The sequence below is a fragment of the Streptomyces sp. NPDC030296 genome, assembly GCF_055572815.1.
Map to the genome: position 1 here is coordinate 377,790 of NZ_JBVICQ010000009.1, position 22,652 is coordinate 400,441.

The following is a 22,652-nucleotide window of genomic DNA, read 5'->3' on the forward strand; positions in this document are numbered from 1 at the left end:
GCGGGCGTTGGGGCATGGTCGCGAGCTCGGGATGACGCGCGCCCGGTCAGCGCTGCAGGGTGAGCAGGCCCGGCCGGTACGGCAGTTGCAGGTAGTCGGGGACGTTCGCGTTGGGGTCCCTGCCCTGGTAGAGGAACTGCAGGTTGCAGGGGTCGATGGTCATGGTCTGGTCAGGGTTGTTGCGGATCAGGTCACCGTGGCTGATGTCGGTGGTCCAGGTGGCACCGCTGTTGGCCTTGCCCGCGAAGGGGCTGCTCTCGCTGCCGGCCTGCACGGTCCACGGACCGTTCAGGCTGGAGGCGGTGAACGAGCGGAAGTAGCGCGCCCCGTTCGTACCCTTCGCCTCGACGATCATGAGGTACTGGTTCTGGCCCTGGACCTTGTAGACCTCCACCGCCTCGAACAGCTTGTCCTCCGTGTCGCTCATGACCGTCGTGTACGACGTGCCGAAACTGCTCGGGAAGTTCCCGATCGGCATGGTCGACTTGAAGATGCTGCCCGCGTCATTGGCGAAGAACAGGTACATGTTCTGGTCGTCGCCGATGATGGTCGGGTCGATCGGGCCGCCTACGGGGAGGTTGCCGTTGAACAGCTCCTGCGGCGCGGACCAGCCGTTGGGGTTGGTGGGGTCGCTGGACGTGCGGTAAGTGAATTTCCAGTTGGTGCCCCACCCGTTCGAGATCAGCACCCAGATGTTCTTCGGCGCGAAGTAGAACAGTCTGGGCGCCACCGCGAGCTGGTTCATCTGGGTCTGGCCGGCCGAGGCCATGTCGGACCAGTTCGTGAAGGGATTGAACATCATCGAGCGCCATCCGTCTGCCGTGGCGTTCGTCGCGTAGACCAGGTGCTTGCCCTGGTACGTCACGGTGGTGAAGTCCTTCAGCGAGTACCACCCGTTCGCCGGCTGCGCCAGCGGACCTGTCGAGGTCCAGCGGTACGTCGACGGAAGCGAGCACGAGTTGGGCGTGCCGGACAGGCCGGTCCACTTCTGGTTGTTGCCGCCGTTGCAGTTCCACAGCTGCACCGCCGTGCCGTTGGCCGTGGCGCCGCCGCTGACGTCCAGGCACAGCCCGGACTCCACGGCGACGACCGTGCCGTCGGGGTTCACCCGCCACTGCTGGTTCGTACCGCCGTTGCAGGACCAGATCACCGGCCGGGTCCCGGCCGTGGTGGCGTGGCCAGGGACGTCCAGGCACTTGTTGCCGTAGACGGTGAGCTGGTTGTTGTCCGTCAGCGTCCACTGCTGGTTGGTCCCGCCGTGGCAGTCCCAGATCTGCACATTCGTGCCTTCGGCCTGGTTGGCGCCCGGCACATCGAGACAACGGTTGGAGCCGACGCCGCGCAGGGCGCCGGTGCTGGCCGCCTGGGCCGGGCTCGGGTTCGCGACGATCGTCGCCGCCGAGGCGACCAGGGCCGCGAGCCCCACGGACAGGTGCTTGCGAGTGAACGTACGTCTGAGCACGGGGACCTCATTCTTCGGGGGAGCGGATCCGGGCAGCCCGCTGACGGGCTGCCCGGACGGGGGCGCTGCGACCAGGGGATGTTCGGTATGCCGAACGATGGTCGGGCGATCAGTGGAGGGTGGGGAGCGAGGGAGACCTGGTTCCGCGGAGGACTCAGTTCCGCACGATCCGCCACCGGTTGTCGGCGGTGCCGTCGTCCGCGTCCTGGATTGCGAACGCGCCGACAGCGGTGGAGTTGTTCGCGATGGCGAGCAGCTTGCCGCTGTTGACGTTGCGGATCTTGTAGGTCCCGTCTCCCTGGTCGAGCAGCGTCCACTGGTGGTCGGCGGTGCCGTTGTCCGACCACTGCAGCACCGTCGCGCCGTCCGCCGTGGACATGTTCAGGACGCCGAGCACCTTGCCGCTGTGGGCGTTGCGGAAGCGGACCGCGTTCCCGTCGGTGATCATGTACCAGTCGTGGTCGGCGGTGCCGTTGTCCGACCACTGCAGAGCGCGACCGCCGTCGGCCGTGGACATGTTCTGGATGCCCAGCAGCAGACCACTGGCCACGTTGACCAGACGGACGGTACCGGTGGTGTTCCAGTACACCGTGTAGTTGTGACCATGCGCGTCATGGAACGGGCCGAGGTTGACGGTGGAGCCGTTGGCCGTGGCGGTGAAGGCGAGCGAGGTGCTGCTGGTCCGTGTGATCGACGACGTGTTCAGGGTCGGCAGCGCACTGAGTGCGGTGTCGCCGTAGTTGCCGGACAGGACGACAGGTCCGTAGGTGATGGCGGAGACGTTCGGGTTGTCGTTGGACGCTCGCATGACGATCCGCATGGGCAGGCGGACGGTCACCGTGTCGCCGGAGGTCCAGGAGCGGGTCAGGGTGGCGTAGCTGCCGGGCGTGGTCGCGATGTTCTGCGCCGTGCCGTTGACGCTGATGGTGGCCCCCGTGGTCCAGCTCGGGATGCGGATGCGCATCCCCCAGGTCCCGCCGACACTGCCGGTGACCTGCAAGGTCGTGGTGTCACTTGTCGGGTACGACGTGGTCTGGGTGACCGTGATCCCGCGCTCCGTCCAGTTCAGCACCGAGGGCACGAACAAGTTGACGATGAGCGTGTTGTCGCTGCGGAAGTAGATGGAGTCCATCAGCCGGGTGTGCATTTCCAGGCCCGTGCCCTGGCAGCACCAGAAGGTGCCGTAGTCGGTGCTCCATGTGCCGCCGCCCCACGCCGGCCCCACACCACGTCGGCCTCCCGGCTTGAGCGGGGTGAAGTAGGTGACGTGACCGTGGTTGTCGGCCGGGTTCTGCTGGCCGATCATCTGGTTCAGCCACGCCCGCTCGTAGTAGTCGAACAGCGCCGCCCGGTTCGGGTCCAGCGCGAACAACTCACGAGTGAGGGTGAGCATGTTGAAGGTGTTGCAGCTTTCGCACGTGTCGTTGTTCAGGAAGCCGGCGATGGCGTTCGGGGCGCGGAAGTGCTCCGCCTGGCTGTTGCCGCCGATGGCATAGGTGTGCGCGTTGACGGTGATGTTCCAGGCGTTGGTGGCGATGTCCCGGTAGCGGGTGGTGCCGGTGGCCTTGTACTCCCTCGCCGCCCCGATCCACTTCGGCACCTGGGTGTTGGCGTGCAGTCCGCTCAGCTTGTCCTGGTTGGCCGCCAGGGGATCGAACACCGCGGCGTGGTCGAACCGCCGGGCAACCGTGAGCCACCGCGTGTCATTGGTCTGTTGGTAGAGGTCGGTCAGCACGGTGTTCATACCGCCGAACTCGGTCTGGAGCATGGCCTGCATCTGCTGGGCGGTCAGCCGGCCGGTGCGCAGGTCGACCCACCCCGCCAGGGCGAGCAGCACGTCACGGGCCTGCGTGCTGCCGATGTGACGCCATACGTCCAGCAGGCCGGCGAGGGTCTTGTGGATGGTGTAGTACGGCACGTTGCCGTTGGTCAGGGTCCGCTGCTCGAGAGCGGTGAAGTCGGACTCGGGATAGCCGGACAGGTACCCGGCGTTGAAACCGGCGGCACTGTTGTTGGCCTGGCACTTGGCCAATTCCGCGACCATGTACGTGGCCTTGTCCCGGCAGACGGTGTCACCGGTCACGGCGTACAACTGCGCCCACGCCGTGAGGAAGTGACCCTGCACGTGGGTGCGGAAGGGGAAGTTCGGCGCGTCCCAACCGCCGGTGGCGGCCGCACCGTTGGTGGACAGCTTGTGGTTGGCGCGGAAGTTGTACAGCAGCCGGTCCACATCGACGAACCGCAGGTAGTTCCGCGTACGGTCCTGGTTGTCCAGCCACCGGCTCGCGGTGAGCCGGACCTGGTCGAGCGCGAAGGGGTGCGCCGAGACCCCGATGTCGGCCCTCGCGGGAGGGACCGCCGCGTGGGCGGGGGACGCGCCGAGGAGGGAACCGGTGGCGGAGGCGGCCACGGTGGCCCCGGCCGCTTGCAGGAGGCGCCGTCTGCTGAGGGAGGAAGACATCTCGAACCTTTCGGAGAGCAGAAGCGGTCAGCTCAGGGGGTGACCACTGCGAAGGAACTGTCGGCGCGGAACGTGTCGGTGCCCCGGTAGAGGTCCACACGCGGCGCGTAGTCGTAGTGGCGGAGGTGGCGGCCGGGGTAGTTGACCGAACGCGGCGACTGGCGCGCGAAGCCGGTGAGGCCGGGCAGTTCGGTCGGGGGTGTCCAGGCGGCGAAGTTGTCGCAGCTGTCGCTGTACCAGTACTTCCCGGCGCTGTAGCCGTCGTAGTGAACGCGCCGGCCGCCGTTGTGGAGCGGGACCAGGGCCGGGCCCTCGACCCAGTTGCCGGTCTTGCGGAAGGTGTAGGGGCCGGTGAAGCCGGTGGCGTCCGGCGAGTCGTACGCGTACATGCTCGACTCGCTGGAGTTGGTGAACGCGGTCATCGTGTACCGCGTGGACTGCCCGGTTGGCGGGGCGGCCGCGGCGGCGGTGCCCGGCAGGGCGAGCAGTGTTCTTACGGGTGACTTCAACTCTTCCTCCGGGCCGGCCGGTCCACATCGTTCGAAATTGCGAACAATGTGCGGTAGTTCGAGCAGAAGATAGATTTGGGGCGTCGTGACGTCAATGTTTCTGACGGGTACGCCTTTGGTTTCGTCAGACATGGCAAGTCTGTTTGGGGATCAAGGGTGATATAGCCGCCGCAGTGGCCCCGTCGGACCGCGCCGAGTTGGGCCCGGTGCAAGGCTTGGATGACGCTCGTCCGAGGTGGGAGGCGACACTTCTTGTGTCGAGGCGTCAGGTCACGATCGTGAGCTGAAGACATGAGGTCGACTGCGAGCGTATCGACGGTGACCGGCTGCGCTCGCTGTCGGTCGGTGTCGTCGGCCAGGCCGACGATCCACCGCCGTCACCGCCGACCGGATTCTGACCGGCGTCGGAAATGGTAAGTAATACGCGAATACGCGAAGTTGAAAGAGATACGGAAGAATTTCCCGCTTGCTGGCTTCTGCTCCCGGTGTGAGCATGTTTAAGAGGCTTGAGCAAGCTGTGGGGGGCCAGGGCAGGGAGTACCCATGGCCGACGCACCGTACGACAGCCAGGACACAGCCCACGTGGAGACCGTGGTCGTCGGCTCGGGCTTCGGCGGGGCGGTCACCGCGTACCGTCTCGCCGAGGCCGGTCAGTCGGTCATGGTGCTGGAAAGGGGCAAGCCATACCCACCGGGCGGCTTCCCCCGCAGCCCCGCCGACATGGCCCGCAACTTCTGGGACCCGAGCAACGGCCTGCACGGCATGTTCGACCTCTGGTCCTTCCGCGGCCTGGAAGGCGTCGTCTCCAGTGGCCTGGGCGGCGGATCCCTCATCTACGCCAACGTCCTGCTGCGCAAGGACGAACGGTGGTTCGTGCACGAGTCGCCGCTGCCCGGCGGCGGTTACGAGAACTGGCCGATCGGCCGCGCCGACCTCGACCCGCACTACGACCGGGTGGAGCGCATGCTCGGCGCCACGCCGTACCCGTACCAGGACACCCCGAAGACAGTCGCCCTGCACCAGGCGGCCCGTCGGCTCGACCTGCCCGTGTTCCGGCCGCCCCTCGCCGTCTCCTTCGCGCCCCGGCCCGGTGCGCCGCCCGTGCCGGGCGCGCAGATCACCGATCCCGACTACGGCAATCTGCACGGCTTGCCCCGCAGCACCTGCCGGCTGTGCGGTGAGTGCGACATCGGCTGCAACTACGGCGCGAAGAACACCCTGGACCACACGTACCTGTCGGCGGCCCGGCACCACGGCGCCGACGTGCGCACCCGATGCGAGGTGCGGGGCTTCGCACCCCGTCCCGGCGGTGGCTACGACGTCTCGTACGTCGTCCACGATCCTGCCCGCGAAGGCCGTCGCACCGCCACCGACCGGCTGCCCCTGCACCGCGTCCGTTGCCGCCGACTGGTGCTGGCGGCCGGCAGCTTCGGCTCGACCTATCTGCTGCTGCGCAACCGAGCCGCGCTGCCCGGCCTCAGCAGTGCCCTGGGCACCCGGTTCAGCGGCAACGGCGACCTGCTCGCCATGATGCTGCGCGCCACGGCCGACGGGGGCCGGCCCCTGCGGCTGGACGGCAGCAGAGGACCGGTCATCACGAGTGCCGTGCGCGGCGGCGACGCACTGGACGAGGACGGTTCGGCGGGGCGCGGCTTCTACGTCGAGGACGCCGGATACCCCGACTTCGTCGCGTGGCTCGCCGAGTCCGCCCAGCTGCCGGGCGGCACCCGCCGCCTCCTCCGATTCGGGCTGCACCGGCTGCTGACCCGCCTCGGTGTGGATCCGGCCGGGCGCGTCGGCGGGCAGCTGGCGTTGCTGCTCGGGCCCGCCATGCTCTCCGCGACCTCCCTGCCCCTGCTGGGCATGGGGCGCGATGTGCCGGACGGCCGGATGCGGCTGCGCCGCGGCCAGCTCGACGTCGACTGGACGACGCGCACCTCACGCGCGTACTTCGAGCGGGTCCGTTCGACCATGCGGGACATCGCGGGCGCGCTGGGCGGCGACTTCCTCGACAACCCGCTGTGGTGGTGGGGCAACCGCGTGATCACCGTGCACCCGCTCGGCGGTTCCCCCATGGGCCGCCATCCGGGGGAGGGCGTGTGCGACGACATCGGCGAGGTCTTCGGTTTCCCGGGCCTGCACGTGCTGGACGGCGCGCTGCTGCCGGGCGCGGTGGGCGCGAACCCCTCCCTGACGATCGCCGCCGTCGCGGACCGGGCCTGCGACCAGATCCTGGACGGGGAATCGGCGCCGCACGCGGCCGCCAGGGCGTCGGCGGCACGGACGGCACCCGAGGGACCGGCGGCCGAGGGGTCCGCGCCACGCACTCCGACCGAAGCCGCGACGGCGGGCCGTGCGACGCCGCGCACTCCGACCGAAGCCGCGACGCCGGGCCGTGCGACGCCGGGCCCCGCAACGCCGGGCGCCCACGCCTCGCCCGCGAAAGCAGCCTCGCCCACCGGAGCCGCCTCGCCCGCGAACGCCGCCTCGCCCACCGAGCCACCCACCAGCCTCAGCTTCACCGAGGAGATGAAGGGGCACATCGCCCTCGATGTCGACGCCCCCGAGCAGGGGCACGCGCTCGGACGCTCGCTCGGGCAGCGGCTGAGCTTCCGGCTCACCATCACCGCCGCGGACGTCGACCGCTTCGTCGCCGAGCCGACCCACGACGCGGACGCCGTCGGCCACGTCGACTGCGACCTCCTCGGAGGGCGACTGGAAGTGGAGCGCGGCTGGTTCAACCTCTTCGTCCAGGACGGCGAGGCGAGCCGACGGCGCATGCGGTACCTGCTCCACCTGCGCACCCAGGAGGGGACCCCGCTCACCCTCACCGGACACAAGGACGTCCACGACGACCCCGGCGCCGACGTCTGGCCCGACACCTCAACCCTCTACGTCCGCCTGCTCGCCGGGCACACCCACCCCGAACACGACACCACCGGGCCCGCTCTCGGTGCCGGGATCGTCATCATCCGGCTCAGTGACTTCGTCCAGCAGCTGACCACCTTCCGTACCACCGGCCCGCATCCGGCACGGGCGATGGAGCTCTTCGGCAAGCTGTTCCTGGGCGAACTGTGGGCCGTCTACGGCCGGCGCCTGGCGCGCGCCGTACCTGCGAAAGACAGGCCATGAACCTCAAGCAGCTGCGCGCGCACGCCAAGGAGCTCGACTTCACCCCGTGCGAGCCGGTGCGCTGGCTGGACCCGGCCTGCCTTGTGCGGACCGGCGTCAAGGTCGTACTGGCAGACGTGTTCGCCGCATACGCTGACAAGCGGGAGATCCAGGGCACCCTCAGGGCCGCGCCCCTGCGGGCCCCGCTCGGGGACCTCGATGCGCGCGAGCTGTGGATCGACTACGTCGCCGACCTCGGTGACGGCTTCGAGGCCACCGCGTCGGTGGCCTGGGCTCTGGCCGCCGGCGATCTCACCGTCCACCGCGAGCGGCTGCCGCGCGGCTCACTGCTCGTGCTCGGCGGGGACGAGGTCTACCCGGTGGCCTCGGCGGCGGGCTACCGCGACGGCATGACCGGCCCCTACGCCTCCGCCCTGCCGTCCACCGACGGCGTCCCGCCGCTGATGCTGGCCCTGCCGGGCAACCACGACTGGTACGACGGCCTCACCGCGTTCCTGCGGACCTTCGCCCTCCAACAGCCCGTCGGTGGCTGGCAGACCCGGCAGACCCGCAGCTACTTCGCCGTACGGCTGCCGTGCAAGTGGTGGCTGGTCGGCCTCGACAGCCAGCTAGGCGCGTATCTGGACGACCCGCAGATGCGCTACTTCCAGAACCATCTGTCGGCCCGACTGCAACCGGGCGACGGGGTGATCGTCTGCTGCGCCGAACCCACCTGGGTCAAGTCTGCCGACGACGCCGACGCCTTCGACACCCTGCACTGGTTCGACCGCACCGTGGTCCGTACCCGCACCGACCGGCGCACGGGCGAGCAGGTGCCCACCGGCGCCTCGATCCGGCTGTGGCTGACGGGCGACAAGCACCACTACGCCCGCTACGCCGAGCGCCTGCCCACGGATCGGCCCGAGTGCGCCCACCCGCCGCCCGACCCCCGGCGTCGGCAGATGGTGACGTGTGGTCTAGGCGGCGCCTTCCTGGCGTCGACCCACACCCTGCCCCGCGACCTGTCGCTGCCGCCCTCGGGGACCCGGCTGCGGGAGAAGGACGACCCCCCGGTGACCTTCACGCGCGCCGACGAGAGCACCTACCCGCGGGTGGCGGACTCCCGCCGGCTCGCCCGCCGGATCGCGACGCCGTGGTCCCCGTACTGGCTGCCCCGGCGCAACCCCGGCTTCTGCCGGCTCACCGCGGCCCTGCACACCGCCGCCTTCGTGGTTCTCGGCTTCCTGTTCGCGGTGGCGCAGGAAAGGTTGCAGCCCGTCGACGCGGTACGGCAAGGGAGCGCCGCGGACCTGGGCCTGTTCACCGCGGTGACCGGCGGGGTCCTCGTGGTGCTGTGGGGTCTCCTGCGCCGGACCTGGCGCCCACGCCCGGCCAGACCCCGGGCCGCCGACGCGGTACTCCTTCAGGCCGTGGTGGCGCTGGGGGCCCTCGCCGTCACCGTCGCGCTGCCGTTTCCCGCCGACTGGCCCGGCTGGGGGGTGCTGCTGGTCTGCCTCGCGGTCGCCGCGGTGCTCGGCGCGGTGGCCGGCTCGCAGGCCTTCGCCCTGTGGGTGCTGTCGGCACGCGGCGGACCCGTCGCCGAGTGGCAGATGTCCGGACAGGCCGTCGAGGACCACAAGGGCTTCCTGCGTCTGCACATCGAGCCGAACGGCGACCTCACCCTGCACGCCCTGGTGCTCGACGGGATCTGCCATCGGTGGAACCTGACCGACGCGCCGGGCGGCCGCAAACGTGTGGTGCCCGCCGAGCCCCTCACCGTACGGCTGGTCGAGGACCCCGTCGTGATCGCCCGGGAGGCGAAACGCCATGACCGCACGCCCCGAACCGAATCCGCGAGGCCACGGGAGTCCTGGCCCCCGGTCCCGGACCGGCTCCGTCCGGCGCACGCGCACGCGCCCCACGACCCGCCGTGACCACATCACCGAGGTGCGGCCCCTCACCGCCCGCGACGGCCGGCCGCTGACCGTCGTCCATGTGCAGGGCCGGCATCCGCCGACCCGTGGTCCGGTGCTGGTCGTGCACGGCGCGGGCGTACGGGCCGAACTCTTCCGGCCGCCGCTGCCCAGGACCTTCGTCGACGCCCTCATCGACGCCGGCTGGGACGTGTGGCTGCTCAACTGGCGGGCCTCCATCGACCTGGACCCGATGCCCTGGACCCTCGACCAGGCCGCCGCCTACGACCATCCGGCCGCCGTCGAGCATGTCCTCGCCGCCACCGGCGCGGACCGGCTCAAGGCCGTCGTCCACTGCCAGGGCTCGACGTCGTTCGTGATGGCCGCCGCGGCCGGGCTGCTGCCCCAGGTGGACACCGTGGTCAGCAACGCCGTCTCGCTGCATCCCGTCGTGCCCGCCGTGTCCCGGTTCAAGATCAGCAAGGTGGCACCGGTCGTCGGCCGCGTCCTGCCGCACATCTCCCCGGCCTGGGGCGACCGGCCCGAGGGCTTCGCGGCCCACTGCGTCGCCGGCTTCGTCCGCGCCACTCACCGGGAGTGCCGCAACGGCGTCTGCCGCATGGTCAGCTTCACTTATGGCTCCGGTCGGCCGGCCCTGTGGTCCCACACGAACCTCGACGAGCCCACCCACGACTGGATTCGCGGCGAGTTCGCCGAGGTCCCCATGACCTTCTTCGCGCAGATGGACGCCTGTGTGCGGGCCGGCCATCTCGTGGCCACCGGCGAGGTCGAGGGCCTGCCGCTGTCCTTCACCGACCGGGCACCGCAGACCGACGCCCGCTTCGCGCTGTTCGCCGGCGAGGACAACCGCTGCTTCCTCGCCGAGAGTCAGCGCCGCACCTTCGACTTCCTGCACCGCCACCGCCCAGGCCGCGACAACATGCACATCCTGCCCGGATACGGCCACCTGGACGTCTTCCTGGGCCGCCGCGCGGCGGCCGACACCTATCCGCTGATCCTGGAGGAGCTGGCGCGATGAATCCCGCACTGGGCCTGGCCCGGATGGTCATGTCTGCGACACGGTCACCGGTCCCGCGTCGGCAGCGACGACTTGCCGGACGGCACGCTCTCGTCGACGGCATCCCGTTCGTGCTGCCGGTGAATTCCACCGACACGCCCGCGCTGATGGCCGCGTTCCCCGTCGACCGCGCGGCGGCCGCCCGGCTGCTGCCCGGCGGTGAACTGCACCCGCTCGCGATCCCCGGCGGCCGCGGTCTGCTCGTCGTCACCGTCGTCGACTACGCCCGCACCGACATCGGTCGCTACATCGAGTTCTCCGTGGCCATCGCCTGCACCCACGGCCCCCGGCCCGCGCCGCCGCTACTGCCCGGGCTGCTGCGCGGCAGGTTCGGCACCGGCCAGTACGTCGTGGACCTTCCGGTGAGCAGCGAGATCTCGGTCAAGGGCGGCAAGGGCATCTGGGGCATGCCGAAACACAGGGCCAGCCTCGACTTCAAGGTGGGCGACCGGGCCGTCTCGAGCCAGTACGAGGACGACGGCCGGCTGGGCATGCTGATCGAGATCGAACGCCCGCCCGAGACGCGGCTACCGCTGCGGGTGGCCGCGGTCAACTACTGCGCTTTCCGAGGCATGCTGATGAAATCGTCCATCTACTTCGAGGGCGCCGCCGACATCGCCCTGGGGAGGCGGGCCCGTGCCCGTCTCGTCCTCGGCGACGCCCCCGCGGTCGCCGCACTGCTCGGCCTCCAGATCGCCGAGCAGCCACTGTTCACCGCCTTCCTGCCGTCGACCCGGGGCGTCCTCGACGACCACTTCGAATGCTGGTTCCTCACGAGTGAGGAGGCCGGGCGGACGTTCGGCGAACCACTCCATAGCATCGTCGATCTGGGCCTGTCGGAGGAGTGGCCCGCACCACCGCGGATCGACGTGGAGGCCCGGCCATGAACACCTTGCTGCTGGTGAACGCGCTGTACTTCCTCTTCGGCGCGACGATGTACATGGGCACCATGTGGGTGCTGCGTCTCTTCCTGTATCCCACCTGGCGTGCGCTGACCCCGGAGAACGTCGACGTGCACTTCGGCGTGCCCACGACGCTGGCCACCCGGTTCTTCACGGTCGTCGTACCGCTGATGTTCATCTCCGGCATCGTGCTGGTGTGGAGCGAGTGGGGCAGCTGGTACGTCGTGCTGGCGGCCGTCTGCCTGGTCGGTATCACGCTGCTCACCTGGGTCGGACAGGGGATCATCATCCCGGTCAACAAGCGGATCCGGGGCGGCCAGTTCGACGGCCAGGCCGGGCTCACCCCGCTGCTGGTGCGGTGGATGCGGCTCAACGACATCCGGTTCGTCGGTGCCACGGTGACCTGGGCGGCGATCGTCTGGTACATCGCGGCCAGGGGTGATCTGTGGGGTGCCCTTTCATGACCCTGCTTCCGGCCCGGGTGACGGGTGACCCGCTCCGGCTGGTCCTGCTGGCCATCGCCGCGGTCACGGTGGTGACCGGGGCGTGCCAGATGGTGGCCCCCGGTCTCGTGCTGGAGCTGCTCTCCACCGGCTCGGCCCGCTCGTCGTCCCTGAACCGGCATCTCTTCGCGACCGTCGGAATGTTCATGATCGTCATCGGTGGGCTGCTCGCCCAGCAGTTGCTGTCCCCCGGGGCGCCGTCCTTCCCGCTGCTGTGGGTGGGGCTGCAGAAGTTCGGCGCGTTCGCCCTGGTGACGGCAGGGGTGGCGCGGGACCTGTTCACCGGCCTGGCACTGCTCGTCGCGCTGTTCGACCTGGCCACGGCGGGGCTGTGCTGGCTGCTGTGGCGCCGGCCGCCCCGCCCGGCCGAGCCCCCCGTCGCCGTGGACGCCGGTAGGGCAGGGCCCGAGATCCGGTGAGGCGGTGATCGACGATGAGACGGTCGCTGGTCCTGGCGGGCGGCGGAATTCGGGTGGCCTGGCAGACCGGCGTGGTCCGGGCACTCGACGAGTACGGCACGGAGTTCGACCACGTCGACGGCACCTCCGGCGGCATCCTCACCACGGGCATGCTGCTGTCCGGCCAGGACCCGGCGGAGATGGGCTGGCGCTGGTCCGACCTGCGGGTCCGTGACGTCAACTCGCCGCTGCCGCTGTCGGACTACCTGCGCGGGCCCTGGGCCCTGCCCGCCCTCGGCGACGCGGACGGGGTGATCCACCGCGTCTTCCCCGCTCTCGGCATCGATCCGGAGGCCATCCGCTCCTCGCCGCTGCCCGGCACCTTCAACCTGGTCGACTTCGCCACCAAGACCTGTGTCGCCGTGCCGCACACCGAGGTCGACGCGGAGCTGCTGGCCGCGGGCATGTCGCTGCCGCTGTTCATGCCACCTCTGCACCGCGACGGGCACATCTGGACCGACGCCGTATGGGTCCAGGACGCCAATGTGGGGGAGGCCCTGCGCCGCGGCGCCGACGAGGTCTGGCTGGCCTGGTGCATCGGAAACACGCCGTACTGGGGCGACGGACCGCTGGAACAGTACGTCCACATGATCGAGATGTCCGCGAACGGGGCGCTGTTCGCCGAACTGGCCACCGCGTCCCGGCCGTTCACCCTGCACGTGGTCAAACCGGAGTATCCGCTGCCCCTGGACCCCGAGTTCCTCGCAGGGCACATCACCGCCGACACCCTGATGGAGATGGGCTACCGCGACGCCTGGCACTACCTCGACGGTGCCGACCCGCGGGGCGTGCCGAAGGACTCCGGCTGTACGGCGATGCGGGTTCCCCCGCGCGGAGTGCGGTACCGGGAGCGCCTGCACGGCGAACGCGACGGCGCCGACCTCGTGCTGGAGGTCGCCGTCGACCTGCCGCTGCCCGACGACGACGCCCCGTCACCCGGAGCCCGGCTGGTCGGACACATCGACCACGATCCGTGGGGCGGCCGGGTGCTGCTCGCCGACGGTCGCGTGGAGGCGGACGGCAGCGCGCTCACCTACACGGCCCGGGTGCACCTGGCGGGTCGGTGGCACGTGGTCCGGGCCCGCCGCGCACCGGCCGACGCGCTGGTGCCGGCCCTGTGGTCCCAGACCCGACCCGTGCCCTTCGAGATCGCCGACGGCGAGGACGTCGCACTCGAACTGGGCCTGCGCGACGCGGCACAGGCACTGGCCTCCGTGGCCTCCTTCGGCACACACGGCATCCGCGACCGCGTCGGCATCATCACCGAACTGGTCGGCACCCCACTCCGCAGCACGGTGACGTCCGCGCCGGGCAGGCCCGCTCAACGCCCCTGACAGCTGTCCTGCGCCCGCTTGCTCATCCGCTCGGCAGAACACCCTCAGCCCGGCCAGGTTCGTACACCTCTGCCATTCGGCTTCGGGCCGCAGCCGGACCGGGAAGGGGAATCCACCGTCGGTCGGGAGCTGCTCGCCCCCCCCACCCCTGTAATGAACTCCGTCCGCTTCATTGACATCTCACTCAGAAGAGCTAACTGTGGGAGCGCTCCCATCACAGCGTCGCAACTGGAAGGAGTCCCCCCACATGCGCAAAAAGAGCCCGTTGACCGGGCGTTCGCAGGCGTACCTCCGCCGGCCTCTCCAGGCGCTCGTCATGCTGTTCGCCGTGGTCGTCGGCGCACTCGCCTGGTCGACCCCCGCCCAGGCTCACGGCACCGTCGTCGGCCCTGCCACCCGCGCGTACCAGTGCTGGAAGACGTGGGGCAACAACCACACGAACCCGGCCATGCAGACCCAGGACCCCATGTGCTGGCAGGCCTTCCAGGCCAACGCCGACACCATGTGGAACTGGATGAGCGCGCTTCGCGACGGCCTCGGAGGCCAGTTCCAGGCACGGACCCCCGACGGGACACTCTGCAGCAACAACCTCTCGAGGAACGCCAGCCTGAACAAGCCCGGTGCGTGGAAGACCACCACCGTCGGCAACAATTTCTCGGTCCACCTGTACGACCAGGCGTCCCACGGTGCCGACTACTTCAAGGTCTACGTGAGCAAGCAGGGCTTCAACCCCAAGACCCAGACTCTGGGCTGGAGCAACCTCGACTTCATCACGCAGACCGGCCGCTTCGCCCCGGCACAGAACATCACGTTCCCCGTCCAGACCTCCGGCTACACCGGACACCACATCCTGTTCGTGATCTGGCAGGCCTCGCACCTCGACCAGGCCTACATGTGGTGCAGCGATGTGAACTTCGGCTGAGCCGTAAGGCACCGCGCACGGCACGGGCTTCTGCCGGGTGCCGGTACCCCGCCGCCCGGCCGACCGAGCCCCGTCGGGGCAGGGGCCCCATTTGGTCACCCTGCCCCGACGGGGCATCCCGCGTACCTGACTTGACTCTGTCGGAGATCTTGGATGGTCGGGCTCAACTGCCGAGGCTCCGCCAGGACTTCGACCGGGGCGCAGCGCGCGCCTGGTCCGCCGGTCACCGGTGTCCCCGGAGAACCAACCCCGGCTGCTCGCCGGGCTTCGGCCGCACGGGGATGCCCCGGAAGCTCGCCACCGAACTCGCTGAGCTCAACACCGGTAGCCCTGGTGACACGTCGGCCCCTCGGGTGGTCTCCGCGAATGCCAGTACATCGTGGCCGGTGTCCCAGGGCAGGGTCAGCGGGGCGCGCACCGACGCCTGGTCGACGTTCTCGACGACAGAAGAGGCCATCTGCACAGGGAACACGCCGCACGGACGGCAGCGCACCACCCGCCCCGGACGAGCACCCGGTGTGGGGTCGGATCAAGCCGAGCACACGTGCGGCTGTGACGGCGTCGTGCCGGGAGGCGACACCGAGCTTGCGGTACAGGCTCTTGTCGTGCGTCTTGACCGTGTTGATGGACACGAACAGCGCCGCCCCGATCTCCTGCTGGGTCGCCGGTCCCTGCAGCGCCCGCAGGATCGACAGCTTGGGGGTCGGTCACTTCCTCCGCGGGGACACCGGAGCGTACGGCGGTGCGGGCACCTGCTCGGCCCAGCCGCGCCTCGCTCTCCTCGAGCCGCCGCACCGCGTAGCAGCTCACCGGCTCCTCCTCCACCAAGGGCTTGAACGAAAGTCCGTTTCAGCAGTTCAGAGGGTACGGCGCGATGGCGCCCGAAACGCTGCACCCCAGGTCCGGGAACGCCGGTCATGTGCTCGGCGCTTCGACCTGCACGAGGGGGTGGTAGGTCGCCGACGGCCACCAGGGCGTGGGCGGTGTCGGTCGCCGCGCGGGTCCGGCGCTCTGGTGCGGGCAGCACGGCCGGCACCAGGCCGGCGGCGTCCGCCAGGGCGCGGTCGACGTCGCCGCGCTCTCGGTGGATCCCGACCCTCGATGCCCGTAGTGCGTCTGTTTTCAGCCATGCCTCTCTGGCGTCCCTGCACGGAAAGGTACTTCCGTACAGGGGCATGTACCTGACATCTTGCATCCACCACTCGTTTCGTACGGCCCGGCCGGTGCCCTCAGCACGGCCGGGCCGTTTCCGGAGGACGCATTGATACCCCACATATCCAGCCGCCCCAGACGCATGCTGGTGCTGACGGCCACGATCGGTGCCGCCCTCGCGTTCGGCGCCCCGGGAGCCCTCGCGGGCGCGCTCCCCGTCGTCCCCTCCGCGGCGCCGGCCGCCAAGGCCCAAGCTCCTGCCGCCACGCCGGCATCCCGCAGTGCGACCTGGGTGGCCGGGACGCGTGCCTACCTCGTGATCACCGCCCCCGGTGACAGTTCGGCGGTCCGCTCGGCGATCACGGCCAACGGCGGCACCGTCTTCTCGAACTTCGACGCAATCGGCGTGATCGTCGCCCACTCGGCGTCCAGCGGATTCGCCGCCACCATGCGCGGCGTCGCCGGCGTGCAGCAGGTCGGCGCCACGCGTACCTCGGACGTCCCGGCCGACGCCTACAACCCGGCACTCCCTGCCGATCCGTCCCAGTCCTCGACCCCGGCCGGAGAACCGGTCCGGGCCGACATGAGCCAGATCAAGGCCGACCAGGCCTGGGCCGTGAACCCGGGCTCCGCCTCCGTCACGGTCGGCATCCTGGACACCGGTGTGGACGACCAGCACCAGGACCTGGCGCCCAACTTCGACGCGGCCGGCTCGGTCTCCTGCGCCTACGGCAAGCCCGACACCCGTGCCGGCGCGTGGCGGGACGTCGACACGCACGGCACTCACGTAGCGGGCACCGTCGCCGCGGCCAAGAACGGCAAGGGCGTCGTCGGCGTGGCACCCGGGGTGAAGATCGCCGCGGTCCGGGTCGCCGAGCCGGGCAACTCCTTCTTCTTCGCCGAGAACACCATCTGCGGCTTCGTCTGGGCGGGTGACCACGGCTTCAAGGTCACCAACAACAGCTATTACACGGACCCGTGGCAGTTCAACTGCCCGGACAACATCGACCAGGCCGCCATCATCGAGGGCGTCAAGCGCGCCCAGGAGTACGCCGAGGGCAAGGGCTCCCTCCAGATCGCCGCCGCGGGCAACGAGAACTACGACCTCGCCCACAAGACGACCGACTCCGCGAGCCCGAACGACTCGACGCCGGTCACCCGCACCATCACCAACGCCTGCCTCGACATCCCGACCGAGCTGCCGGGCGTGGTCACGGTCGCGGCCAACGGCACTGGCGTCACCAAGGCCTCGTTCTCCAACTACGGTCAGGGCGTCATCGACGTCGCGGCGCCGGGCAGCAACGTCTACTCCACCGTCCCCGGCGGCGGCTACGGCAGCAAGAGCGGCACCTCGATGGCCAGCCCGCACGTGGCCGGCGTGGCGGCGCTCATCGCCAGCGCCAACCCGGGCATCACCCCGGCGCAGATCCGCGCCAAGCTGGCCACCCAGGCCAACGACATCGCCTGCCCCTCGGACAGCCGCTGCACGGGCACGACGGCCAACAACGCGTTCTTCGGCGAAGGACAGGTCGACGCCCTCAAGGCTGTCGGGGTCACCCCGCCGCCCGGTAAGTACTTCGAGAATCTCGCGGACTTCGCCATCAACGACAACGCGACCGTGGAGAGCCCGATCGCCGTGACCGGTGTGACTGGCAACGCACCTGCCACCCTCAAGGTGGGAGTGGACATCAAGCACACCTACGTCGGTGACCTGAAAGTCGACCTGGTGGCACCGGACGGCACCGTCTACACGCTGCACAACCACGCCGGCGGCAGCGCCGACAACATCGCCCAGACCTACACCGTGAACGCCTCCTCGGAGGTCGCGAACGGCACCTGGAAGCTGCGCGTCAACGACAACGCCGCCTCCGACACAGGCAAGATCGACGCCTGGAACCTGTCTTTCTAAACAGCTGCCGGAACTCAAGGCCGACGGGTCTGGCCTCGAACAGTACGAATCGGACGGTGTCCGCGTGACGTCCGGCTGCGTCGCGCCGCCCCGTGAGGCGCGGGGCATGCCTACTCGTCCTTCTGCAGATGCGCCAGTTCGTCGTCCACATCGACGTTGCCCGTGTCCGCGGCCGTCTCGACCCAGTCGAGCGTAGCCCGGCAACGGGCGACGTTCTCCGGGGCGCGGATCAAGTCCGCGCTTCGCCCCATGTCCCAAGGCCCTGGCCGGTTGCCGAACCGGCCAGGGCCTTGGGACATGGGGCGACCTCCTTGGGCCCTTCCCGCCTACACCTGCAACCAGGGGTCAGCCGCCGTTGAGGCTTGGGTCGAGCATTGCCTCGCGGAGCGCGACGCCGACGGCGTCAAGCGCCTCGGTGACGTCGGCGGGGAGGCGGGTGGCTCGCGCGACGTCGAAGATGCCGAGGACGTGCGTGGCGGCCGTCATCAGCGCGGGATTGTGATCGCGCGCGTAGCAGGCCAAGAGCAGTGTCTCGACCTCGGCCGTGTGAAGCGCCAGTGCGGTCCGCTCGTCGCGAGCCTCACGGTAAGCCGCCTGGGAGAGCCTCCATGTTGACGTACAGGGTGGGGCTTCTCTCAGGTGCTCTCTTCGCTGAGGCGGTCGACTGCCCACGGCATGAGATCCTTGGCCAGCGCAAGGCTGAACGGCCGCACCAGCGAACGGAGTTCGGCGCAGGCGGCAGGACCGATCGTGAGGTAAGGGAGGGCGGCCAGCCTGTCGGTGGTGTGCTCCATCTCCGCCCTGCGCCGCATGCCGTCCTCGGTCAAGGCCAGGTGGGGGCCGTCGTCGAGCCATCCGCGCTCACGCAGGTCCCGCACGGCCTGTTCCCACTGCTCCGGCGTCCATGCCCGCGAGTCGCGCAGCACCCTTGCGTCGATGTCGCCTGTGGCGGCGTGCGTGACGAGAGCCTCGAGCCCGCTCAGTCCGGCAGTCAATAGTGCCGCCACATGACCGTCGCCACGGAACTCCCGCAGCAGGGTCTGCGCGTGCCAGAGCACGAGGTGGGGTGCGCTCGGCCACGGCAGTGCGGCGTGCGCGGCGAAGAGGGGGCGGCCTTGTGGATGACGCACGGTCACTTCAGCCGCGGTGCGGGCCAATTCCGCCGCGCGGGCCATGGCCGGTGAGGCGACGTCCGTGCCGAGGACGCGGCGGAGCGTGGTGTCGATCCCGGTGAGCCGGGCGGCTGCGAACCGCTGCGGCGTGGCGGCTTCCCAGGCTGCGGGTATGGCTCGGCGTACCAGTTGGGGATTGAAGTTGTAGAACGTGGCGATGACCAGATCCGCCGGAGCGGCGCCGAGCGCGGCGGAGCGGGACGCGAAGTACCCCGTCCTGGCGTCCACGCCCAACTCGGTGTACTGGCATGCGGCTTCGGGCGAGAAGTAGACAGCCCCGTGGTAAGGCTCGAGAGTTCTCCAGGTCTGGCGTGCGAAGGCCAGGCTGTCGCGGTCCGTGTTCTGCGTCATGAGGGACTCTCTGTCCTGTGGCGGATGAAACGTTGCGGTTCACCGAGCACACGAGGGTACGTGGGAAACGCCCAGCCGTACCATCTGGTCGGTATGTTATCGGAGGGTGGCTCCAGTGACTACTGCCTGCACCCCGTTGGCCGGTGCCCGGCGACGCGCCGGGTCCGTTGTACAAGGCCGGCCGGCGGCTTTCGGGGGCGCCTAGTTGAGCGGAATCATCGCCGCGCGCGCAGCTCCGAGGGCCCCGTCGTCGGTGCTCCACCTCCAGGTGGGAAGGGAGACGGCAACGTCGGCTGCGGTCATCAGGACCCCTCTGCTGGGGATCAGGAGGGCAGGCATCGGTCTCTCGCAGTAGTGGGGCGCCGGCCGCGCGCCAGGGGGAGGACCACACGCGACCGACCCGTTCCATGCGGGCGGCGTGCCTGTCGCGCTGCCCACGGTCTCGGCGGCGTCCCGCTCCGCCTGCCGACGCCGACCGGCCACGGCGAGCTGGAACACCGCAGCGGGGTCGCCAAGGATGCCGGGGCTGTCCACCGCCACCCACCAGTAACGGCGCGTCCCGCTCGGGTCGATGGCGTCGGGCCGAGGCACGCCGACGACCGCCTCACGTCCGAGGAACGCCGTTCCCGGGAGAGGGCGCTCTCCCGCCACTCCGGACACAGCCCGGCGCTCGCCGGGACGAGGATGTCGTACGACTGGGCGTGCCGGTTCTGAACACCGGGCCGCCGTGCAGCGCCTCCGCGAGGAAGGCGTTGATCTCCTGTTTGGTCTCGGTGGCGGCCGCGGCACGCCCCAGGTCGGCTGTGCTGCACGTCGGCGACCGGTCAGATGCCTTTGCGGGCGAGCGCGGTGAGATACGGTCCGGGGCTCGTCCCAGCCGGTGCGAGGGCGGGGAGATGAAGGTCGACGGCCGCCTCCAGGTAGGCGCAGAAGGTGTCAGTGGCGCGTCGGCCGAGACCAACAGCCACCAGCCACAGCACCGCGCCCGCCACCCCGGCCGGCCACCACAGGGCGCCGGTCGCAACGAACCATGCCGCCCAGGCGCCGAGCAGGAAGGACCGGTGCCAGGACGCACACAGTGAACGCAGATCACAACGGGCGTCGGCGGGGAGAGCAAGCCACACATGAGGGAGCGTCACAGCCAGGTCGAGACCGTGCTCGGACCGCACCCGGCTCTCCAGGGCGGCGACGCGGTCTGCCATCCAGGTGGGCCTTTCCGGCTCGGCCGGGCAGATGGCGTTGCGCCGCCCCGCAAAACGGGCCGTCGCCTCGGAGTCGCCCCTGTCGTGGGCCGCGGCGGCCGCACGGTCCGCCGTGTGCCAGGCACGGCGGCGCCGACGGGTCAGCGCCGGTCCCGCGAGTGGCACCCGGCGCGCGAACCAGACCGAACGGACCAGAGGGGCCCCGGCCCAGGCAGCCAGAGCGGCGACCGCTCCGGAGGCCAGGGCGGCCGAGCCGAGTGTGACCGGACCGTGTCGGCCCAGCCGCCGTATCAGATGCGCCACGCTCTCGGACAGGCCGTCCGGGCCGATCCCGTACCGTGCGCCGACGCTCGCGCCTGCGACGGCTGCCAGCCAGAAGGCGGCGGGCACGGCCAGGGGCACGAACGTCTCCCGCGCGGTCAGGCGTATCGGCAGTCGGATGGTCATCCCTGCCGTCTCCCTGCTCTTCGTCCAGCATTGTCGGACCAAGTCAGGCGGGTCATGTCGGTTCGCTCATGTCCCCTGTGCGGGCTCGGTGGCCCCCCGGCCGGCCGCGGCCGCCGTATCGGACCATCGGCGTGTCGCCGGGCGCGCCCGGATCGCCACAGGGGGCGTCGGCGAGGCCGCACACCGGGCGGGGGCCGCCAGGTGTGCGGCGTTCCCGGCGCCCGCACGGTTCGGCCCGGGGGCAGGCGTGGAACTCACCGGGTCCGGCCACGCCGCGCATGCCGGGGACCCCGAAGCGGGGGAAGGGTTCCGGGCCGCCCAACCGTCGGACCAGGTCGACGTATGCGGCGGACCGGTCCTCGCCCGCGCGCGCCGCGCACAGCAGCGTGCGGATCTCCTCCCGCTCCTCAGGGCCGGCCACGTCCAGCATGTCGGCCAGGTTGGCGCAGAGACCGGCGATCCACGGCTGGGCGGTGGCCGTCCCGGCGGCTCGTGGGGCGGGTACGACGCCCTCCGCGACGCCCGCCGGGGTGATCCCGCGAACGTAGGCGTCAGCCGCGCGCGCGGCCAGTCGGAAGAACCACGGCCGGTCCTCCTCCCGGGTCGATCCTCGGCCGTACAGCACCAGCGCGCACTCCACGAGGGCGAGCCGCCGCTGGTCCTCCCAGAGGAAGTCGAGCGAGGACTCGGTGAGCCACTGCTCGACGGTGCCGTCCACCCGTTCGACGACGGGGCGCAGCCAGCCGGGCAGATCCAGAAGGTCCCGCTCGTCGGCCTGACCTGCCCCCGCGGTCAGCACCCTGAGCAGCGCCTCCCGGCTGGGCGGTGTCAGGTCGCGAAGAGTACGCCCCGCAAGATGCAGCAACAGATGCACCGGGTCATAGGCGAGGGACCCCGCAGGGTCGTACTTGGCGAGGTCGATGAGGACGTGGCGAGTGACGTCGACCATGGGCCGGACCCGGACCAGCACGTTCTCGATGTGCAGGTCGCCGTGGACGGGCCCGGTGGCCACGCGCACCGGCTCCCCGGCGGCCGGCAGCCTGCCGAGAGCCAGGGCGAGCGGGCTGGCCAGCGGGGCGGGTTCGCCGTCCGGCTGGACCGTGGGCCCGGGATACCGGGACACGGCGGCACGCAGGTCACCGCCGGGTCCCAGACGCTTGGCCAGCCGGCTCCCGAGCAGTTTCGCCGCCGTTGTCGTGGTGGTGCGCGGCTTGCTCACCCATCCGGCCAGGATGTTGAGGACGACGGTGTGGCAGGCGTCGGCGAACTCGACGGGCCTGGACGGGCGCAACGAGGCCAACGACGCGTACGAGCGCAGCCCTCCGGCGACCTGTTGGAGCACGATCCAGGTGCCGTCGCCCACCCGTATCGGTCCGTCGTCCAAGGGTTTGGCCAGGTGTTTGGCGGCGAAGTCCGGCGGTGCGTCGCGGTAGGCGCGATGGTGGCGGGCGTACTCGGACCTGGCGAAGTCCGGCTCCTTCGTGGCGGCGCTGCTCGGCACCCGGTCGTGCTTGAGGACGACCGCCCGGTCCGAGCCGCTGAAATCGTCGGCCTCGATCACGGCCGCGACGAAGGCGGTGCTGAGCCCTTCGGAGAATACCTTCACCGTGGTGTAGGTCCGTTCGCGTAAAGCGGCCCATTCCTCCAGTGCGTCGCTCGCACGCTCGCCCAGACCTTTCCTGAGCGCGTCGTCCACCACAGGTGCTCCCGTTGTCCGGATTTTCTCATGTTCCGACTATCTGACAGATGGTGAAATGCCATGATGC

Annotated in this window: 18 protein-coding genes and 1 pseudogene; 9 read left to right on the forward strand and 10 right to left on the reverse strand. The window is 70.3% G+C overall.

Going from position 1 to position 22,652, the window contains the following annotated elements; translation table 11 throughout:
• Positions 1-46: 46 nt before the first annotated feature.
• The 3 genes from ACZ4Z3_RS26950 to ACZ4Z3_RS26960 all read right to left on the reverse strand — a co-directional run bounded on the left by ACZ4Z3_RS26950 (position 47) and on the right by ACZ4Z3_RS26960 (position 4,432).
• On the reverse strand, positions 47-1,462 hold the full coding sequence (locus tag ACZ4Z3_RS26950; RefSeq protein ID WP_468503419.1) for a non-reducing end alpha-L-arabinofuranosidase family hydrolase: 1,416 nt from the start codon (positions 1,460-1,462) through the stop codon (positions 47-49).
• A gap of 154 nt (positions 1,463-1,616) precedes the next feature.
• Entirely contained in the window at positions 1,617-3,923 is a 2,307-nt protein-coding gene (locus ACZ4Z3_RS26955; protein ID WP_468503420.1) for a beta-L-arabinofuranosidase domain-containing protein, read from the reverse strand.
• Between the two features lie 32 nt (positions 3,924-3,955).
• Complete coding sequence (locus ACZ4Z3_RS26960) at positions 3,956-4,432, reverse strand: AbfB domain-containing protein (protein ID WP_468503421.1); 477 nt, start codon at positions 4,430-4,432, stop codon at positions 3,956-3,958.
• Positions 4,433-4,975: 543 nt separating this feature from the next.
• On the opposite strand from ACZ4Z3_RS26960, the gene ACZ4Z3_RS26965 reads away from it, so the two are divergent.
• The 8 genes from ACZ4Z3_RS26965 (at position 4,976) to ACZ4Z3_RS27000 (ending at position 14,653) form a co-directional block, all read left to right on the forward strand.
• A complete protein-coding gene (locus ACZ4Z3_RS26965; protein WP_468503422.1) occupies positions 4,976-7,564 on the forward strand; it encodes a GMC oxidoreductase in 2,589 nt (862 codons plus the stop codon).
• Positions 7,561-9,477 carry a hypothetical protein gene (locus ACZ4Z3_RS26970; protein WP_468503423.1) on the forward strand — a complete coding sequence of 639 codons (1,917 nt, stop codon included), beginning with the start codon at positions 7,561-7,563 and terminating at the stop codon, positions 9,475-9,477. The genes ACZ4Z3_RS26965 and ACZ4Z3_RS26970 overlap by 4 nt, the downstream gene beginning before the upstream one ends.
• 13 nt (positions 9,478-9,490) lie before the next feature.
• Entirely contained in the window at positions 9,491-10,495 is a 1,005-nt protein-coding gene (locus ACZ4Z3_RS26975; protein ID WP_468503424.1) for an esterase/lipase family protein, read from the forward strand.
• Complete coding sequence (locus ACZ4Z3_RS26980; RefSeq protein WP_468503425.1) at positions 10,492-11,421, forward strand: acetoacetate decarboxylase family protein; 930 nt, start codon at positions 10,492-10,494, stop codon at positions 11,419-11,421. Before ACZ4Z3_RS26975 ends, ACZ4Z3_RS26980 begins: the two co-directional genes overlap by 4 nt.
• Positions 11,418-11,900, forward strand: a complete 483-nt coding sequence (locus ACZ4Z3_RS26985; RefSeq protein ID WP_468503426.1) for a hypothetical protein — start codon at positions 11,418-11,420, stop codon at positions 11,898-11,900. Before ACZ4Z3_RS26980 ends, ACZ4Z3_RS26985 begins: the two co-directional genes overlap by 4 nt.
• Complete coding sequence (locus tag ACZ4Z3_RS26990) at positions 11,897-12,358, forward strand: hypothetical protein (RefSeq protein ID WP_468503427.1); 462 nt, start codon at positions 11,897-11,899, stop codon at positions 12,356-12,358. The genes ACZ4Z3_RS26985 and ACZ4Z3_RS26990 overlap by 4 nt, the downstream gene beginning before the upstream one ends.
• 14 nt (positions 12,359-12,372) lie before the next feature.
• Positions 12,373-13,731 carry a patatin-like phospholipase family protein gene (locus tag ACZ4Z3_RS26995; RefSeq protein ID WP_468503428.1) on the forward strand — a complete coding sequence of 453 codons (1,359 nt, stop codon included), beginning with the start codon at positions 12,373-12,375 and terminating at the stop codon, positions 13,729-13,731.
• 247 nt (positions 13,732-13,978) lie between these two features.
• Positions 13,979-14,653 (forward strand): lytic polysaccharide monooxygenase auxiliary activity family 9 protein, encoded by a 675-nt coding sequence (locus ACZ4Z3_RS27000; protein ID WP_468503429.1) that lies wholly within the window; start codon positions 13,979-13,981, stop codon positions 14,651-14,653.
• A 95-nt stretch (positions 14,654-14,748) separates the two neighbouring features.
• Here ACZ4Z3_RS27000 and ACZ4Z3_RS27005 read toward each other — a convergent pair whose 3' ends face one another.
• Positions 14,749-15,285, reverse strand: a complete 537-nt coding sequence (locus ACZ4Z3_RS27005; RefSeq protein WP_468503430.1) for a helix-turn-helix transcriptional regulator — start codon at positions 15,283-15,285, stop codon at positions 14,749-14,751.
• 668 nt (positions 15,286-15,953) lie between these two features.
• Here ACZ4Z3_RS27005 and ACZ4Z3_RS27010 point away from each other — a divergent pair.
• On the forward strand, positions 15,954-17,714 hold the full coding sequence (locus ACZ4Z3_RS27010) for a S8 family peptidase (protein WP_468503493.1): 1,761 nt from the start codon (positions 15,954-15,956) through the stop codon (positions 17,712-17,714).
• On the opposite strand, the pseudogene ACZ4Z3_RS27015 reads toward ACZ4Z3_RS27010, so the two are convergent.
• The 6 genes and pseudogenes from ACZ4Z3_RS27015 to ACZ4Z3_RS27040 form a co-directional block, all read right to left on the reverse strand.
• A pseudogene (locus ACZ4Z3_RS27015) lies at positions 17,710-17,822 on the reverse strand (RacP protein); the annotation flags it as partial. The gene ACZ4Z3_RS27010 and the pseudogene ACZ4Z3_RS27015 overlap by 5 nt on opposite strands.
• Positions 17,823-17,824: 2 nt before the next feature.
• Positions 17,825-17,965 carry a DUF6192 family protein gene (locus tag ACZ4Z3_RS27020; protein ID WP_468503431.1) on the reverse strand — a complete coding sequence of 47 codons (141 nt, stop codon included), beginning with the start codon at positions 17,963-17,965 and terminating at the stop codon, positions 17,825-17,827.
• Between the two features lie 94 nt (positions 17,966-18,059).
• Entirely contained in the window at positions 18,060-18,236 is a 177-nt protein-coding gene (locus ACZ4Z3_RS27025; RefSeq protein ID WP_468503432.1) for a hypothetical protein, read from the reverse strand.
• Positions 18,237-18,349: 113 nt separating this feature from the next.
• Positions 18,350-19,237: an SCO6745 family protein gene (locus tag ACZ4Z3_RS27030; RefSeq protein WP_468503433.1), complete on the reverse strand. Its 888-nt coding sequence runs from the start codon at positions 19,235-19,237 to the stop codon at positions 18,350-18,352.
• Positions 19,238-20,061: 824 nt separating this feature from the next.
• Complete coding sequence (locus ACZ4Z3_RS27035; protein ID WP_468503434.1) at positions 20,062-20,886, reverse strand: hypothetical protein; 825 nt, start codon at positions 20,884-20,886, stop codon at positions 20,062-20,064.
• Between the two features lie 52 nt (positions 20,887-20,938).
• Entirely contained in the window at positions 20,939-22,582 is a 1,644-nt protein-coding gene (locus ACZ4Z3_RS27040; protein WP_468503435.1) for a hypothetical protein, read from the reverse strand.
• Positions 22,583-22,652: the final 70 nt, after the last annotated feature.